The sequence below is a fragment of the candidate division WOR-3 bacterium genome, from assembly GCA_039801725.1.
Lineage (GTDB): Bacteria > Hydrothermota > Tepidihabitantia > Tepidihabitantales > DTDR01 > DTDR01.
Map to the genome: position 1 here is coordinate 18,443 of JBDRVE010000002.1, position 16,994 is coordinate 35,436.

Annotated in this window: 18 protein-coding genes and 1 tRNA gene; 14 read left to right on the forward strand and 5 right to left on the reverse strand. The window is 30.0% G+C overall.

The features are described 5' to 3' along the window. The first annotated feature begins 199 nt into the window (after nt 1-199). From ABIK75_00645 to ABIK75_00705, 13 genes are read left to right on the forward strand one after another with little or no spacing between them, the layout of a single operon-like run. Nucleotides 200-718 carry a hypothetical protein gene (locus ABIK75_00645; GenBank protein MEO0089606.1) on the forward strand — a complete coding sequence of 173 codons (519 nt, stop codon included), beginning with the start codon at nt 200-202 and terminating at the stop codon, nt 716-718. Beyond that, on the forward strand, nt 702-1,679 hold the full coding sequence (gene rsmH / locus ABIK75_00650; GenBank protein ID MEO0089607.1) for a 16S rRNA (cytosine(1402)-N(4))-methyltransferase RsmH: 978 nt from the start codon (nt 702-704) through the stop codon (nt 1,677-1,679). The genes ABIK75_00645 and rsmH overlap by 17 nt, the downstream gene beginning before the upstream one ends. Continuing rightward, nucleotides 1,666-1,965 carry a hypothetical protein gene (locus ABIK75_00655; protein MEO0089608.1) on the forward strand — a complete coding sequence of 100 codons (300 nt, stop codon included), beginning with the start codon at nt 1,666-1,668 and terminating at the stop codon, nt 1,963-1,965. Before rsmH ends, ABIK75_00655 begins: the two co-directional genes overlap by 14 nt. Beyond that, complete coding sequence (locus ABIK75_00660) at nt 1,952-3,661, forward strand: penicillin-binding protein 2 (protein MEO0089609.1); 1,710 nt, start codon at nt 1,952-1,954, stop codon at nt 3,659-3,661. The genes ABIK75_00655 and ABIK75_00660 overlap by 14 nt, the downstream gene beginning before the upstream one ends. Then, a complete protein-coding gene (locus ABIK75_00665; protein ID MEO0089610.1) occupies nt 3,639-5,111 on the forward strand; it encodes a UDP-N-acetylmuramoyl-L-alanyl-D-glutamate--2,6-diaminopimelate ligase in 1,473 nt (490 codons plus the stop codon). The genes ABIK75_00660 and ABIK75_00665 overlap by 23 nt, the downstream gene beginning before the upstream one ends. Further along, nucleotides 5,099-6,178 (forward strand): phospho-N-acetylmuramoyl-pentapeptide-transferase, encoded by a 1,080-nt coding sequence (gene mraY / locus ABIK75_00670; protein MEO0089611.1) that lies wholly within the window; start codon nt 5,099-5,101, stop codon nt 6,176-6,178. The genes ABIK75_00665 and mraY overlap by 13 nt, the downstream gene beginning before the upstream one ends. Continuing rightward, nucleotides 6,175-7,518 (forward strand): UDP-N-acetylmuramoyl-L-alanine--D-glutamate ligase, encoded by a 1,344-nt coding sequence (murD, locus tag ABIK75_00675; protein MEO0089612.1) that lies wholly within the window; start codon nt 6,175-6,177, stop codon nt 7,516-7,518. Before mraY ends, murD begins: the two co-directional genes overlap by 4 nt. After that, on the forward strand, nt 7,493-8,545 hold the full coding sequence (locus ABIK75_00680) for an FtsW/RodA/SpoVE family cell cycle protein (protein ID MEO0089613.1): 1,053 nt from the start codon (nt 7,493-7,495) through the stop codon (nt 8,543-8,545). Before murD ends, ABIK75_00680 begins: the two co-directional genes overlap by 26 nt. Beyond that, entirely contained in the window at nt 8,535-9,584 is a 1,050-nt protein-coding gene (locus ABIK75_00685) for a UDP-N-acetylglucosamine--N-acetylmuramyl-(pentapeptide) pyrophosphoryl-undecaprenol N-acetylglucosamine transferase (GenBank protein ID MEO0089614.1), read from the forward strand. The genes ABIK75_00680 and ABIK75_00685 overlap by 11 nt, the downstream gene beginning before the upstream one ends. Further along, a complete protein-coding gene (gene murC, locus ABIK75_00690; protein MEO0089615.1) occupies nt 9,581-10,978 on the forward strand; it encodes a UDP-N-acetylmuramate--L-alanine ligase in 1,398 nt (465 codons plus the stop codon). Before ABIK75_00685 ends, murC begins: the two co-directional genes overlap by 4 nt. Beyond that, nucleotides 10,954-11,835: a UDP-N-acetylmuramate dehydrogenase gene (gene murB / locus ABIK75_00695; protein ID MEO0089616.1), complete on the forward strand. Its 882-nt coding sequence runs from the start codon at nt 10,954-10,956 to the stop codon at nt 11,833-11,835. The genes murC and murB overlap by 25 nt, the downstream gene beginning before the upstream one ends. A 1-nt stretch (nt 11,836) precedes the next feature. After that, the gene (gene ftsA / locus ABIK75_00700) at nt 11,837-13,084 is read left to right on the forward strand and encodes a cell division protein FtsA (GenBank protein MEO0089617.1); all 1,248 of its coding nucleotides are present in this window, start codon (nt 11,837-11,839) and stop codon (nt 13,082-13,084) included. Between the two features lie 13 nt (nt 13,085-13,097). Further along, complete coding sequence (locus ABIK75_00705; GenBank protein ID MEO0089618.1) at nt 13,098-14,204, forward strand: cell division protein FtsZ; 1,107 nt, start codon at nt 13,098-13,100, stop codon at nt 14,202-14,204. Between the two features lies 1 nt (nt 14,205). Here ABIK75_00705 and infA read toward each other — a convergent pair whose 3' ends face one another. From infA to ABIK75_00720, 3 genes are read right to left on the reverse strand one after another with little or no spacing between them, the layout of a single operon-like run. Further along, entirely contained in the window at nt 14,206-14,430 is a 225-nt protein-coding gene (infA, locus tag ABIK75_00710) for a translation initiation factor IF-1 (GenBank protein ID MEO0089619.1), read from the reverse strand. Next, entirely contained in the window at nt 14,423-15,178 is a 756-nt protein-coding gene (gene map / locus ABIK75_00715) for a type I methionyl aminopeptidase (protein MEO0089620.1), read from the reverse strand. Before map ends, infA begins: the two co-directional genes overlap by 8 nt. After that, nucleotides 15,162-15,818 carry an adenylate kinase gene (locus ABIK75_00720; protein MEO0089621.1) on the reverse strand — a complete coding sequence of 219 codons (657 nt, stop codon included), beginning with the start codon at nt 15,816-15,818 and terminating at the stop codon, nt 15,162-15,164. Before ABIK75_00720 ends, map begins: the two co-directional genes overlap by 17 nt. A 92-nt stretch (nt 15,819-15,910) precedes the next feature. On the opposite strand from ABIK75_00720, the gene rimI reads away from it, so the two are divergent. Further along, entirely contained in the window at nt 15,911-16,339 is a 429-nt protein-coding gene (rimI, locus tag ABIK75_00725) for a ribosomal protein S18-alanine N-acetyltransferase (protein MEO0089622.1), read from the forward strand. 1 nt (nt 16,340) lies between these two features. Here the strand turns inward: rimI and ABIK75_00730 are convergent, their stop codons facing one another. Continuing rightward, entirely contained in the window at nt 16,341-16,859 is a 519-nt protein-coding gene (locus ABIK75_00730; protein MEO0089623.1) for a nitroreductase family protein, read from the reverse strand. A 17-nt stretch (nt 16,860-16,876) separates the two neighbouring features. After that, nucleotides 16,877-16,949 (reverse strand) — tRNA-Arg (locus ABIK75_00735). Nucleotides 16,950-16,994 lie beyond the last annotated feature (45 nt).

The window sequence follows — 16,994 nt, forward strand, 5'->3', positions numbered from 1 at the left end:
TTTTAGAAAATTTCAATAATACTGCCATCAAGAATTTAATTATTAAAATAAAACAACTACCTTCTAATACCTTATTAAATAAATTTTTAATAAAAATACCTCTTTTGTTTATAAGTGATGAAAAATCAATAATTTATTAATAAAAAATTTAAATAAAAAATCGCTTGACATTTCGTTTAGTTTTATTATATTTTTGGTAATGAATGGTGATAAAATAAATCTTAATGGTGATAAAATAAATCTTAATGGTGAAGAAAGGGGATATAATTTTACTGGTGTTTATTTTCATACTATAGATGAAAAGGGCAGGATTGCAATTCCGTTACCTTTCCGTTTAGCCCTTCCACAAGAATCAAAAGATAGATTATTTATTAGCCCAGGCCTCAGTAAAACAATCTTTTGTTATCCCACCCCTGAATGGAAAAGGTTTCGGAATTGCGTCCTGTCCTTTTTTTCTCATTTTGAAGAAAACGAAAGAAAGATCTTATGGTGGATAAGTCTTAACACTTTTGAAGTCTCTTTGGATAACCAAGGACGAATTCTTATATCGGAAGAACTTAGAAGATGGGCAAATTTATCAAAAATTGCGGTAGTTCTTGGAGCAATTTATTATTTCGTAATTTGTAATGAGGAAAGATACGAGGAAATAAAAAAACATGGAGAAAGTAATTTTGAAGAGTTTATTAAAAAGCTTTATGAAAATGGTAGGATTCGTTGAAGAAAGTTTTCATATTCCAGTGATGCTAAAAGAAGTGATTGATTTTTTCTTTCTCAGTCCCCAAGAGCTGATGGAAAGATATTTTTCTAAAAAGAGAATCTTATTAGCCATTAAAGAAATACCGGAAATTTTCGTAGATGCTACCGCAGGAGGCGGAGGGCATTTATTTTCTATAATTAACTATTACAAAACATTCTTCCCCAAAAATTTTAAAACTGCTATTTTTATTGGTTTAGATGTGGATAAGGAAGCAATTGAATATTTGGAAAAAAAGAAAATTAAATTAGGATTGAATAATCTTTTTATTCATTGGGAAAATTATTTAAATATTAGGGAATTATTTTCTGCTTTTTATCCTCAAAAAAAACCTTGTCGAATTTTATTTGATTTAGGTATCTCTTACTATCAAGCAAAAAGTGCTCTCCGAGGTTTTTCTTACGACAGTAACGGGATAATCGACATGCGTTTTGATCAGATTCGTCAAACAAAGAAGGCCTTAGATCTTATTAGAGAATTAAATTTGAATAAACTGAAAGAAATTTTAAAAAAATTTGGCGAAGAGGTCAACGCCGAAAGAATTGCTAAGAAAATTTTTCAACAAAAGAAAGAAATTAAGACTACTTATGATTTAAAAAGAATTGTTCTTTCGGTAAGCGGAAAAAAAAGTATACCTCGGGTTTTTCAAGCCTTTAGAATATTTGTAAATAACGAATTAGAAAATTTAAAGACTGGTTTAAAAGAAGCTTTTTTACTTTTAAAAAACGAAGGAAGATTAGCGGTAATTACTTATCATTCTTTGGAAGATAGAATTGTAAAGAATTCTTTTAATCTTTGGGAAAAAGAAAAAAAAGGTAGAAAGCTCACCCCTAAACCAATCGTTGCCTCTTTTGGTGAAATCGAAAATAATAGAGCAGCCCGAAGTGGAAAGTTAAGGGTATTTCTGAAATATGAAGAGAATTAATTTAATTATTTTCTTTATTTTTCTCTCAGGATTTTTTCAATTAATTTTAGTCTATAGAAATTTTCGATTGATGAATGAAATCGCCAACTTGGAAGAGAAGAAAAAACTTCTAATTATTAGGATTAAAAAAGAGAATGTTTATCTTGATAGTTTATCTATCTTTTCCTCTTTTCTTCAAGAAAAGAGTTTAGAAATGAAATTTGCTGAGCTTTTTAGAAAAGATTCTAACTTTCCGGATATAATAGAGATAACAGAGATTGCTAAAAAAGAAAATGGCGAAGAATGATTTGTGGAAATTTAAATTGGCTAGAATTTACTTTTCTGTTATTTTTGGCGTTATAATTTGGTTATTAATAAAATATCAAATTATTGACTTCAAAAAATATCAAACAGAGGCAAATGTTTATCATTTAAAAAAATTTGTTCTTTTCCCCAAACGAGGTGAGATATATGATAAAAAAGGAAGAATATTAGCATATTCTTTACCATTCTTTAAATTGGAAATTTATTCCCAATATTTAAATGAAAAAAAAACTGCCAGCGTGTGTTCTCTGCTTTTAAAATTTTTTCCCCAATATTCCTTTACACAGATTTCTCAAAGGTTAACGAAAAGACGATTTTTTTATTTTACCAAAAATCTTGATTACGAAACAGGAAAAATTTTAGAAAAAGAAATATCCAAAAAGGGATTACGTGACGTTTTATGTTTAAAAGAAAATTTCCGGAGAATCTATCCTTACCGCGAAGTTGTTAATTTATTAGGTTTTCTTGATGATCAGCAAGAGGGAATAATAGGAATTGAGAAAAAATTTAATGAACTTCTTAAAGGAAAAGAGGGATATTGTTATTTACAGAAAGATGCTTCTGCCAATCTTTATTCTTATCCTAATTATCCGAAAATTCCACCGGTAGATGGAGAGGATGTCTATTTAACAATTGATTTAGATATTCAAAGATTGGTTTATGAAGAGTTAAAAAAAGCAGTAAAAAAGGAAGAGGCCAGAAGAGGTAGTTGTGTGGTTATTGATTGCGAAAATTTAGAAATTTTGGCTTTAGTTGATTATCCGGAGATTAATCCTGATTTTTTTTATCTTACTCCAGCGAGTCTCTGCGAATCTTTTGAGCCAGGTTCAATTTTTAAGTTAGTGATTCTAACAACCGTGTTAAGTTCTCCTGAAAAAGAGTCCTTTTTAAAAAACCGTTACGATCTACGAGGCGGCTATTTCCAGGTTGGAAAAAAGAAGATTTATGATGCTGAAAGAAAAAAATTAGGCGTTATTGATTTTTTTGATATTTTTATTTATTCTTCTAATATTGGTGTTTCTCAGTTAGCTTTAAGAATAAAAAAAGAGAATTTTTATGCCATGGTTAGGAAATTTGGTTTTGGTAAAAAAATAGATATCGGAATCCCTAACGAGGATGTTGGTGTTATTCCTTATTTTAGAAACAAAAATATTTCGGATGTTGATTATTGTAATAATGTTTTTGGCCAAGGAATTAGAGTTAATTTATTGCAGATTGCCCTAGCCTATTTAACGATTGTTCAAAATGGTTATTATGTTAAACCAATTCTTGTTAAAAAAATTGGTGGCAGAGTATGTCAACCAGAAACAATAGAAAAAGTTACTGATGAAGAAAATGTAAAAATGATAAAAGAAATTCTTTATAATGTGTGTGCGAGAGGTACCGGGCAGCTTGCTGTCTTTTCTGAAGATATTAAAATTTGCGGAAAAACAGGAACAGCACAGAAATTTGAACCAAAATTTAAAAGTTATTCAAACACCAAGTCAACAATTTCTTTTGTTGGCTTTTTCCCAATGGAAAAACCAAAATTTTTAATCGTCCTTTTATTAGACGAACCAAAAAAAAGTAGATTTGCTTCCCAAGGTGTATGTCCGATATTTCGTAAAATCGCCTACAAAATTTGGCACCTTAAAAATGACTTTGCTAATTTAAAAAATGAAATTAGTAGACTTAATTAAAAAAATAGATAATTTAGAAATCTTTGGAGAAAGGGATATCCTAATTGAAGGAATTACTTCTTTCTCTAAAGAGGTGAAGAAAAATTATCTCTTTGCGGCGATTCCTGGATTCAAGACCGATGGCTTTTTTTATTTAGAAGAAGCAAAAAAAAATGGAGCAGTGGCATTCTTGTTGCCTAAAGAGAGAAAAAAAGATTTGGAGAAAAAAGATGGTTTTACCTATATTTATACTGATGAAATAAGAAAAACTTATTCCTTAATTTGTAAAAATTTTTATAACCAAATTGATGAGAATTTAGATTTGATCGGTGTTACCGGTACGCAAGGAAAAACAACAACAACTTATTTGGTTAAACATATTTTAAATTCTTTTAATATCCCTACGGGTTTGGTTGGTACTATTCAAAATTTTGATGGCGAGAATTGGACAAAATCTTTAAATACTACACCTGCTAGCGAAATTATTTATTCATTGCTTAATAAGCTTTATATAAAAAATATCAAATATTGCGTAATGGAAATTTCTTCACATGCTTTAGCACTAGATAGAGTTTATGGTCTAAATTTTCAAATAGCTGGATTAACAAATTTAGGACACGACCATTTAGATTTTCATAGAAGTATAGAAAATTATAAAGATAGTAAGCGAAAATTGTTTGAATATCTAAAAAATGGGGGATGGGCAGTAATAAATAATGACGACAGTTTTGGAAGAGAGTTAATTAGTATAATTGACAAAAATAAAGTTAATATTATTACTTACGGGATAGATTTGCCAGCTTCAATAAAGGGTAAAATTTTAAAATTTGATTTGAGCGGAATGGAGTTTATTGTGAAAATCGATAATAAAAAAGAGGTAAAGGGAAAAGCAAAAATTTTTGGAAAATTTAATTTATACAATATTTTGTTAAGTTTAGGAATTGTAAAAAGTTTAGGATTTTGTGAAGAAGAAGTTTTAAAAAAAATAGAAAATTTTGAGGGAGTACCAGGAAGATTGGAGAAAGTTGATAATGATTTAGGTATAAACGCTTTTATCGATTTTGCTCATACGCCCGAAAGTTTAAAAGAGGTGCTAAAGGTTCTTCGTCCATTTAGTAAAAAATTAATTTTAGTTTTTGGTTGCGGTGGCGAAAGAGATAAAGAAAAAAGACCATTGATGGGTAAGGTGGCTTGTGAATTTGCTGATATTATAATTATTACCCAAGATAATAGCCGTTCAGAGAGTTTCAAAGACATTTTAGAGGATATTTTAAAAGGTGTGAATAAAAAAGTAATTATTGAAGAAGACAGAAAAAAGGCTATTGAGAAAGGAGTTTCTTTAGCAGGAAAAGAAGATACGATTCTCGTAGCGGGAAAAGGGCACGAAGAATACCAAATTATTGATAGTCAAATTTTTTATTTTAGTGATAAAGAAGAATTAAAAAAAGCTTTGAATAAATGTTGTATTTAATACTTTATCCTTTAAAAGATTTATGGTTTGGTTTTAATATTTTCCGTTACATAACTTTCCGAGCTTTTTGTGGCGGTGCTTTGGCAATTATCTTAGTATTATTATTAGGGAAAAAAACAATTAATTATTTAAAAAAGAAAAATTTTATTCAACCTATAAAAAAATTTATGCCCGAAGAACATCTTAAAAAGAATATTCCTACAATGGGTGGAATTTTAATTGTCTTTGTTTGTCTAATCTCTTTTTTGCTTTTTGCTGATATTACTAATCGATACATAATTTTAGGCATTTCTTTTTTTATTGGCTTTGCGATTATCGGGTTTTGGGACGATTATTATAAAGTTAAAAGAAAAAAGGGGTTAGAAATCAAAACAAAATTAATTTTAGAAAGTATTATGATTTTGCTGTTAGTTACATTACTTTATTTTTGGGCAGAAAATAAACAATTAAGAGGAGTTACTCAAGTGCTTTTTTTTAAAAATATTCTTCTTAATTTTAAAGGCTTTTATCCAGTAATGGCTTTTATCTTTATGTTAATTGTAAGCAACGGAATAAATTTTACTGATGGATTAGATGGTTTAGCAGCAGGTTTAATTGCTATAAGCAGTGGAGTATACGGAGTACTTGCTTATTGTGGCGGAAATTTTAAAATTGCTAATTATTTAAATCTTCTTTATATCAAAGAAGTAGGGGAATTAAGCGTTTTTGCTTTGATTTTAATGGGTGCTTGTTTGGGATTTTTATGGTTTAACGCCCATCCGGCAGAAATTTTTATGGGTGATATAGGCTCTCTGCCTTTGGGGATGATGGTGGGTTATTTAGCATTGGCTAGCAAACAAGAAATCTTATTTATTTTTGCTGGCGGGGTATTTTTATTGGAATTCTTATCGGTCTTTTTACAAGTAGTTTATTTTCGTCTTACCAAAGGTAAGAGAATTTTTTTAATGGCTCCTCTTCATCATCACTACGAGATGAAAGGAGAAAAAGAAGAGAAAATTGTAATTCGGTTTTGGATTATCGGTGTACTTTTAGGAATAATTGCTTTAGCAAGCCTAAAAATAAGATGAGATATCTCGTATTAGGGTTAGGAAGACAAGGAAAAGGGATTACAAAATTTCTTTTAGAAAATAATGAAATAGTATATGGATATGATCAAAACGAAGAAAGGAAAAAAGAATTTTTAAGATATAAAAACTTTCAATGGATAAAAGAAGAAGATATTAAAAAACTAAAAAATATTAAAAATTTAATTGTAATCGCTAGCGCTGGGATTCACGACGAAAATCCTATAATAAAGACAGCAAGTCAGTTTTGGCCAATAATTTCGGATATTGAGTTTGTTTATTCTTTTATAAAAAATACTACAATTATTGCTGTTACTGGAACAAATGGAAAATCTACGACTACCTGTTTAATTGCCGAAATTTTGTTGAAGGATAAAAAAGATGTGTTTTACGGAGGTAATTTGGCGCCTGGTCAGCCTGCTATTGAAGCAGTATGGGCTAAAAAAGAATTTAATATATTAGAAATTTCTTCTTTTCAATTAGCACGGATAAAAAATTTTAAACCACACATAGGAGTATTGCTTAATATAAGTTATGAACATTTAGATTGGCATAAAAATTTTGAAGATTATCAAAAAAGCAAAATGAGAATTTTTGAAAATCAAACAGAAAAAGATTATTGTGTAATTAACAAGAATTTGATACATAGCCCTTATTTTAAAGTTTCTCGACCTCAAATAAAAACTTTTTCGGCGGATAACCAATTTACTGATGCTTATTATGATAAGATAAAAAAAGAATTTTTCATAAATCTTGATGGATATCCAAATAAACTTATAAATATTGAAGAAATGAAATTTATTGGAAAGATTCATTACGAAAATATCTTAGCCGCTATTATCGTTGCTAAAATATTAAACATTAATGAAGAAACAATTAGGGAAGCTCTTAAAAATTTCAAAGGTTTGCCTCACCGTTTGGAACTGGTATTGGAAAAAAATGGGATTAAATATATTAATAATTCAATGTGTACTAATCCGATGGCAGGAATAAAATCTTTGCTTGCTTTTGATAAAAAAGTTATTTTAATTACGGGAGGCAAAGAGAAAAATCTGCCCATAGAAGATTATATTCACACGATTTCAAAAAAGGCAAAACATACAATTTTATTTGGTGAGAATAAAGAAAAATTAAAAAAAGAACTTTTGAATATAAATTATTATAACCTTTCTTTAGCTGAATCCTTAGCCGAGGCAGTATTAAGAGCTAAAGAAGTAAGTAAACCTGGAGATATAATTCTTTTTTCTCCTGCTTTTGCAAGTTTTGATTATTTTCAAGATTTTATTGAACGAGGAGAAAAATTTAAGAAAATCGTTTATGAAATTGAAGCAAATAAAAATTGATTTGATTTTTTTAGAAATTATTTTGCTTTTTACTTTTTTTTCTCTTTTAGTTATTTATTCTTCCACTATGATAGAAGGTCCGATTTATTTTAAAAAACATCTTTTAAGAGTACTTATTGGTATTGGAGCTCTTATCTTAGGAATACTTATTCCTTACGAATTTTGGAGCGGAAAAAGAGCAAAGATTTTGTATATTTTTTCGACAATTATTCTTTTTTTAACCGTATTGTTTTCAAAAACAATTCGGCAATTTTCTCTCTTTTCTTTAAAATTTCAACCACAAGAATTTTGTAAAATTTTTTTACTCTTTTTTGTGGCTGAGTTTTTAAGTAGAATAAGAGAAAAAAAAGAATTGGGAAAATTTCATTTAGAAATTTTTTTAATAATTTTAATAATTTCTTTAATTTTAGTCCAACCAGCAATTGGTACTACAATAATTTTATTTTTAACCGTTTTGATAATGTTTCTATTTTCCGGAATTAGGTTTTCGGTTATTTTAGTATACAGTTTGGTAGTTTTTTTGCTTGTTTTTTTGGGAATTAATACTTTTCCTCATGCAAAAAGAAGATTTGAGAAATTCCGAGAGAGAGAAATTTATCAACAATATCATTCGAGAATTGCTATTGGTTCAGGCGGGCTTTTAGGAAAAGGTTTAGGATGTGGTAAGCAAAAATTTAAATTTATTCCTAAAATCCACACTGATTTTATTTTTGCCGGAATGGCTGAAGAATTAGGATTTTTTACAATCTTGCTTTTATTATTGGGATATTATTTTGTTTTGATGAGAGGAATTACAATTGCTCAGAATGCAAATAGTGATTTCGGCAGGTTTTTTGCTATTGGTTTTACTTTTATGCTTTCTTTTTATATTTTTATTCATATTTTTTCTTCACTGGCGTTAATTCCGGTAACAGGGCAACCTTTACCCTTTATATCTTATGGCGGAAGTGCTTTAATAAGCAATCTTTTTGCTATCGGAGTAATGTTAAATATTTCTCGGGAAAGAAAGGTTCCCTATGAGATATAATATTTTTATTAGTGCCGCCGTTACAGGAGGACACATAATGCCTGGTATAAGTATTAGTCAAGAATTAAAAAAATTCAATTTTAATTGTATCTTTTTAGGTAAGAAAGGCGGGATTGAAGAGAGAATATATAAAGAGTATAATCTCAATTATTATCTATTACCAATTTATCATCCCTTTAGTAAAGGATATAAAGAAATGTTATTATTTTTTTTGACTTTGATTTATAACGTCTTAAAATTATTTTATCTTTATTGGCATTTTAAACCAAAAGCTTTAATCGCTACGGGAAATTATTTTTGTATATTACCAATTTTAATTACGAAGATATTTTCTAAACCAATCTATCTTTTAGAACAAAATGTAACTTTAGGGAGAACAGTGAAATATTTTTCAATTTTTGCTGAGAAAGTTTTTTTAGGATTCCCTTTAAGTAACAGTTATTTAAGAAAAAATTCAAAATTTGTTTATACTGGTAATCCTTTGAGAAAAGAAATCGTTGAAGAAAGTTTAAAAAATGGAGAAGAGAAATTTTGTATAGTTTTAGGGGGAAGTTTGGGAGCGAGAAAATTGGTTGAAATAGGTATAAGATTAGCAGAAGAATTTCCGGAAGAATATTTTTTAATTCAAGGGGGTCTTAAAAAAGATGAGGAAATAATTAAGCAAAAGAAATTAAAAAATGTTGAAATTTTTAATTTCAAATTAGATATTTATAAATATTTAAAAAATGCGAAAGTGGTAATAACTCGGGCAGGAGGATTAACTATTTCGGAAATTTTATGTTTTAAGGTCCCTGCGATTTTTATTCCTTATCCCTTTGCTAAAGATAACCATCAACAAAAAAACGCCCAATATCTCGCACAAAATATCGGAACTTTTTTCGCTAGTGAAAATGACTGGAAAAACATAAAAAATATGTTTTTGCAATTACTTACTAATAAGGAGCTAAGAGAAAAAATGAAAGTAAATATGGAAAAATTTGCCAAGAAAGAAGGAGCTAATTTAATTACTCAATTGATTATCGAAAAATTAAAAAAATGAAAAAAAATGATTTGGTTTTTATTAAAAAGAGGTGGCAGATTAAAAAAATTCATTTTGTAGGAATTGGTGGGAGTGGAATGTCCGGTTTAGCATTAGTTTTAAAAAATTTAGGTTTTGAAATTTCCGGTTCGGATATAAAAAAAACCTCCCTAACAGAATTTTTAGAAAAAAATGGTATAAGGGTATATTATTCTCACGATGAAGAAAATGTAAAAAATGCAGATTTAGTAGTGTTCTCTTCTGCTATTCCGCCTTCTAACCCCGAATTGGTTTATGCTAGAAGTTTAAATATCCCAGTAATTCCTCGGGCAGAAATGCTGAGTGAATTGATGCGAATGAAATATTCAATAGCTGTTTCGGGAACTCATGGGAAAACCACTACTACTTCTTTGATTGCTCATATTTTGGAATTCGCTCACAAAGACCCAACCGTAATTATTGGTGGCAGAATACTCGGTATGGATAGTGGTGCTAAGTTAGGTAAAAGTGATTATTTAGTTTGTGAGGCTGATGAATCAGACAAAAGTTTTTTAATGCTTTTTCCTACGGTTGCCGTAGTTACTAATATTGAACCAGAGCATCTCGATCATTATAAAGATTTAATTTCTTTAAAAAGTGCTTTTTTAGAATTTTTAAATAAAACTCCCTTCTTTGGGCTCTGTGTAATTAATGAGGACGACCCGAGTTTAAAAGAAATTAAAAATTCAATAAAAAGAAGGGTATTAACTTATGGTTTTTCTTCAACCGCCGATTTTCAAATTAAAAATATAAAGTTAAGAAAAAATTTTTCTTCTTTTGATTTATACTATAAAAATCAAAAATGGCTCTCTTTGAAAATTCCTTTATTAGGAGTTCATAACATTTTGAATGCTTCTGCTGCAGTAATTGTAGCAAAAGAATTAGGCGTTAAAAAAGAAAAAATAAAGAAGGCTTTAAAAATTTTTCAAGGTATTGAACGACGATTAGAGAAAAAAGGAGAAAAAGGTGGAGTAATTTTTTATGACGATTATGCCCATCATCCGACTGAGATAAGGTTTACTTTAAAAGCTTTGCGACAAAGATATCCAGAACAGCGGATAGTTGCTATCTTCCAACCTCATCGTTATACCAGAACCTTTTATCTTTGGGAAGATTTTGGAGAAGTTTTTGAAGAGGCTGATATTTTGGTGGTGACGGAGATTTATCCGGCTAACGAATCGCCAATACCAGGAGTAAGCGGTAGATTGATTTATGATGCGGTAATTTTAAAAGGAAAAAATAAAGAAGTCTATTACTTAGAAACTTTTGAAGAAATTTATAATATGATAATAAAAAAAATTAAAAAGGGAGATGTGGTAATTACCTTAGGAGCAGGAAATATTAAAGAATTATGCGAGAAATTTTTGAAGGACTAAAAGGAATTGAAGTTAAAAAGAATTTTTCTTTAAATAAAATTTCCTCTATTGGTATTGGTGGTAAAATTAGATATTTAGTTAAAATAAAAGATAAAAATTCTTTACCCCTTCTGAAAGAGGTTATCCAGAAGGAAAAAATTAAATATGTTTTTATTGGAAAACTTACTAATCTTCTTTTTCCTGATGGTTATCTAGACGGAGTGGCAATACAATATCAAGATGATTTTTTTGAAGAGTTGGGAAAAGATCCGCCTCTTTTTAAAGTGGGAGCAGGTATGGGTTTAGCAAGTTTAATTTTGAAACTTCGGAATCTTTCGGTCTCGGGTTTAGAACCACTAATTGGTATTCCAGGAACTGTTGGAGGAGCTATTAAAATGAATGCCGGAGCTTTTGGATTTTCCATCTCAGATTTTGTAAAAGAGATAGAAGTTTTCTCCTTTAAAGAAGGCTTTAAAATCTTAAAAAAGGAAAAAATTAATTTTGATTATCGCTTTTCTTCGATTGGCGATGATGAGTTAATAATTAGTGCCACATTCGAGTTAAAGAAAGATAATTATAATAATTTGATTGAAAAATACTTAAGAATAAGAAATGAAAAATTTCCTAAAGGAAAATCCTTAGGTTGTATTTTTAAAAATCCGGTAGGTCTTATTGCTGGTGAATTAATTGAGAAAGCCGGATTAAAAAATTTTCGAATCGGTGATGCGATTATTTCTGATAAACATGCTAACTTTATTATTAATATAAAAAGAGCGAAATTTTTGGATGTCTATGAGATGATTCAAATTGTTAAAGAAAAGGTGCAAAAGAAGTTTAATGTTTTATTAGAAGAGGAAATAAAAATAATGGATATTTAGTATGAAAAAAGAAATAATTACTACCATAGATTTGGGAATTACTACCATAAAATGTCTAATTAGTGAAACTGATTTACAAGAACGAATTCACATTTTAGGATTTGGTGAAGCAGAAGCAAAGGGATTTAGCAGAGGAGTGGTAATTGATAGTGATAAAGCCTGCGAATCTCTTAGATCAGCCATTACCGAAGCCGAGCAGAAAGCCAAAATTAAAGTAAAAAAAACAAAAATAGTGGCTGGTCTACAAGGAGAATATATAAAGGAATTAAGGGGTGAAAGTGGAAAGGATGATTTTACTCGGACTGTGCAAAAAGTTCAAGAAGAAGATATTATAGAAATAAAAAGAAAGATCCAAAAAATTCATCTGCCCCAAGAGTTAGTTATATGGCAGTTAATTCCCTTAGAATACACCATTGATGGAGTAGAAGGAATAACTCAACCTTTAAAAATGTCGGTTTTTAATAAATTAACTTTAAAAGCATTGTTATTGACTATTCCTCGCAGCAGTCTAAAAACGATTATTGAAATTTTTTATGAATTGGAATTAAAAAAATTCGAATTTGTCTTTCAAAACGCTGTAATTGGTTTAGGAGTATGTGAGGAAGACGAGTTAACCAAGGGAGTAGCGATTTTAGATATTGGCGGCGGAGTAAATTTTGGGATTTATAAAAATGGAGAATATCAAATTGGTTTTAATCTGCCAATTGGTGGAGTATCTATTACTAATGATATTGCTGTGGTGTTTTTGACTCCTTTTCCTTATGCTGAAAAAATTAAAAAAGAATACGGTATGGCTTCTCGGGAGAATGTAATAGAGGATCTGCCAATAGAAATAATTAATCATTCAGGTAAAACTAAAAGACGAATAACCCAAAGTCAATTATCGGAGGTTATTGAATATCGGCTACGAGAAATTTTATATTTAACAAAACAAGAATACGAAAAAATAAAAAATGGAAAAATTCTACCCTTAAGTATTGTGGTTACTGGTGGTGTAGCAAATACTCCCGGAATTGAGAGGTTAGTGGAAGAAATATTCTCTTTGCCTACGAGAGTTGGCTTTGCGCCTTCTGTGAGAGATAAGATTTTTCCCAGTGATTTTATTAATCCAAGATTTGCCACTTTAATTGGTTTAGTGGAATATAAATTAAAAAAGAAGAACTATTTACCAATTAAAGAAATGGATATTTTTGATAAAATAAAAAACTGGATAAAAAAGAGATTTACTTCCATTTTAGGAGAAGAATAAAAAGGAGGGAGATATGATTTATCCTTGTGAGAGAATCCAAAAATTAAAAATGAAAATTTTTGGAATTGGCGGTGGGGGCGGCAATATTTTGAATACTTTAATAAAATACCATCGCCAATTAAATTTTCAACTAGTGAATACTTGTTTAGAATATTTTGCATTCAATACTGATTTGATCGCATTGAAAAATTCTTTGGCAATAAATAAAGTTCAATTAGGGAAAAATTTGACCAGAGGATTTGGTTCTGGCGGCAAACCAGAGGTAGGCGAACAGGCAGCAATAGAAAGCGAAGAAGAGATTCGACAAAAGATTAGAAATACTGATTTATTAATATTGATTTCTTGTTTGGGTAAAGGTACTGGCAGCGGAGTCACGCCAAAAATTGCTGAATGGGCACGCGAAGAAAATGTTTTAACATTAGTAATAACTGTTAAACCTTTTAATTATGAAGGTCACGCAATTAATATGATTGCTCGAAATTCTTTAGAAAAAATTGAGAATTTCTCTTCTTCCGTAATTGTGGTTTCTAATACTCAGGTAAAGAAGAAATTAGGCAATATCCAGGTAGAAGAGGCTTTTCAAAGGATAAATGAGATATTGGCCATGGGACTTACTGATTTAATAAAAATTATTGATAATTCTCACTTAATAGGAATAGATTTTGCTGATATAAAAAACATAATTGAAGAAAAGGGTAGGGGTGCACTCGTTGTTGGTGAAGAAAAAGATCCTCAGAAAGTTTGTGAGGCCATATTTGATTCGCCCTTATTTGATAACAAAATTGAATATGCCAAAAATCTTTTGGTTTGGGTTTGCGGTGACGAATCAGTGACCTTAGAAACGGTTAGTGAGATTTGTGAAAAGATTTCTAAGAAAGTAAATAATAATACAAAAATTAGGTTTACCTTTTTAAAGGATAAAAGCATAGATAAAATACGGGCAGGATTTTTTGCCTCCGGACTTTTTAAAGAAGCGATTGATGAATGGGAAAAGGATCTGATTATAGAAAAATTACAAGAAGAAAAAATCGAGGAAGAGTTAAATTTAGTTATGCCCATTGAAAAAAAGGTAGATAAAAATAATTTAACCTTACCAACAATATTTAGAATGTTGTTGTGATTTATTTGTAACGATAAATAATTCGACCTCGGGTCAAATCGTAAGGTGAAAGTTCAACAGTTACGCGGTCACCTTTTACTATTTTAATAAAATGGATTCTCATTTTACCTGATACGTGAGCTAAGACAATATGGCCATTATCTAATTGTACGCGGAAGAAAGCATTTGGCAACACTTCAATAACGGTTCCGTCTACTTGGATAACATTCTTTTTTTCTTTACTCATCGATTGTTAAAATTTCTGCTTTTCTTTTGCCTACTAAAATGGTGTGTTCAAAGTGGGCTGAACAACTATTATCAGCAGTTACAATTGTCCAACCATTTTTTTTGGTGAAAACCTTTTCTGTTCCTAAATTTACCATTGGTTCAACTGCTAATGTCATTCCAGCTTTTAAGATTACCCCATTCATCTGAGGAGAATAGTAATTAGGAACAATTGGATCCTCGTGAAGTTGCAAACCGACTCCGTGACCAGATAATTCACGAACAACAAAAAAGCCATTTTTTTCTACATAGTCTTGAATTTTTTTACTGATTGCCGATAAAGGATTATTTTCATAGGCTTCCTCAATTCCTAAATAAAGTGCTTTTTCTGTCACTTCCACTAAATGTTTAATTTTTGGGGAAACTTTTTTGCAGATAAAGGTTTTGGCACCATCCGCATAATAGCCATCTTTTTTAACACCGACATCAATTTTAACAACATCACCCTCTTCTAATATTCGATCATCGGGGATTCCATGCACCACTTCTTCATTTAAACTAATACAAATAGCCGAAGGAAATCCTTTATAGCCCAGAAAAGCAGGATAAGCATTTTGAGCATAAATAAAATCGGCGCAAATTTTTTCAATTTCTTTTAAACTTATTCCTGGTCTTATTTCCTTTTCAATTAATTTCAAGGTTTTAGCAACAATTTTTCCTGCTTCTCTTATTTTGTCAATTTCTTTTTTTGATTTAATATAAATTGCCATAGTTTTTTATCATTCTTATAATTTCTGAATAAACATAGTCTCTTCCTAAATTGCCATTTATTCGATATAATTTGTTTTTTTGTTCATAATAGGCAATTAATGGTGCCGTATCTTTATAGTAAATTGTAATTCTTTCCCTTATCACTTCTTCATTATCATCTTTTCTTTGGATTAATTGGCCACCACACAGGTCACAGATATTTTCTATTTTTGGTTTTTTGAAATTCAAATTATAAATGGCCCCACAATTTTCACACACCCTTCGTGAGGTTAATCTTTTAATAATTTCCTCTTCTGCTAATTCAATAAGAAAACAGAAATTCACTTTCTGATTTTTTTCTTCGAGAAATTGGTCTAAAGAGATTGCTTGCCGAATCGTGCGGGGATAACCGTCAAAAACAATTTTTTTATCACAATTTTCTTTTAAGAAAGCCTCAACGATTTCAATCACAATTTCATCAGGCACTAATAAACCCTTTTCCAGATAATGTTGAACTTTTTTTCCTAAAGAGGTTTGGTTAGCAATTTCCTGACGAAAAAAATCACCGGTAGAAAAATGATAAAATCCTTCTTTTTCCTTTAACAATTCCGCCTGTGTACCTTTGCCACTTCCTGGCGGTCCAAATAATACTATTTTCATTAAATAATTTTAATTAAATAAAAAGATTTATCAAGATTTCTTTATTTGATTTTTAAAAAAGGTTACATAGAATTTAAACTATGGAGAAAATAATGATTAGATGGATGAGAGAAAAAGATTTGGACGAAGTTTTAAGGATTGAAAAAGAGAATTTTAAATTTCCTTGGAAAAAAAGTTATTTTGATTATGATTTAAGAAGACCTAATACTTACTGTTTAGTGGCAGAAGTGGATAATAAAATAGTAGGGTATTTGGTGGCTTGGGAAATAGTGGATGAATTACATTTAGCAAATATTTCGGTAGATAAAAATTATCAAAGAAAAGGGATTGGTACAAGATTGATGAATGAAATTATTACCATTGCTCGTTTAAGAGATATGAAAAAAATTTATTTAGAAACAAGAGTTTCCAACTTAGTTGCCCAAAAGTTTTATCAAAAATTAGGTTTTAAATATAGTTATTTAAGAAAAGGCTATTATAGTGATGGTGAAGATGCCTGGATAATGGAGAAAGACCTGTAAATTATTGATACTGATTATAGCAAACAATTTCAGAAAGAGGTTTTCTTGGTCGTGGTAGTGGCTCTTCGTTAGGGTATCCTAAAGGAGTTAAGGCAATGATTTTTACATCTTCGGGACATTTTAAAATTCTTTTTACTTCCTTTTCGTCATAAGCACCGATCCAACAGGTTCCTAAACCTTCGTTAGCAGCTGCTAAGATAATATGTTCCATAGCAATCGCACAGTCAACCGGATAGGAACTCCAATAGCCTCCCATCCTTCCCCAAGCAATTTTTTCTAAGGCAACAACACAGATAACAATTGGTGCCTCGGCAATAAATTTCTGATTCCGACAAGCAGAGACTAATTCTTCCTTAATTTTGGGATCATCAATTACAATAAATTTCCACGGTTGGATATTCTTTGCCGAAGGGGCTAAGCGGCCAGCTTCTAAAATTTTTTCTAAAACTTCTTTAGGGATTGGGTCTGGTTTGTAACTTCTAATACTTTTTCTTCTTTTGATTACTTCGTAAAATTCCATAATTTTTAATCTATTTAAGCGCCTGACGCGATTTGAACGCGCGACCTGCGGATCCGGAGTCCGCCGCTCTATCCACTGAGCTACAGGCGCTTTTGAATAATTTTAACCTCTTTTCCTAAAAAGTCAAATTTTTAA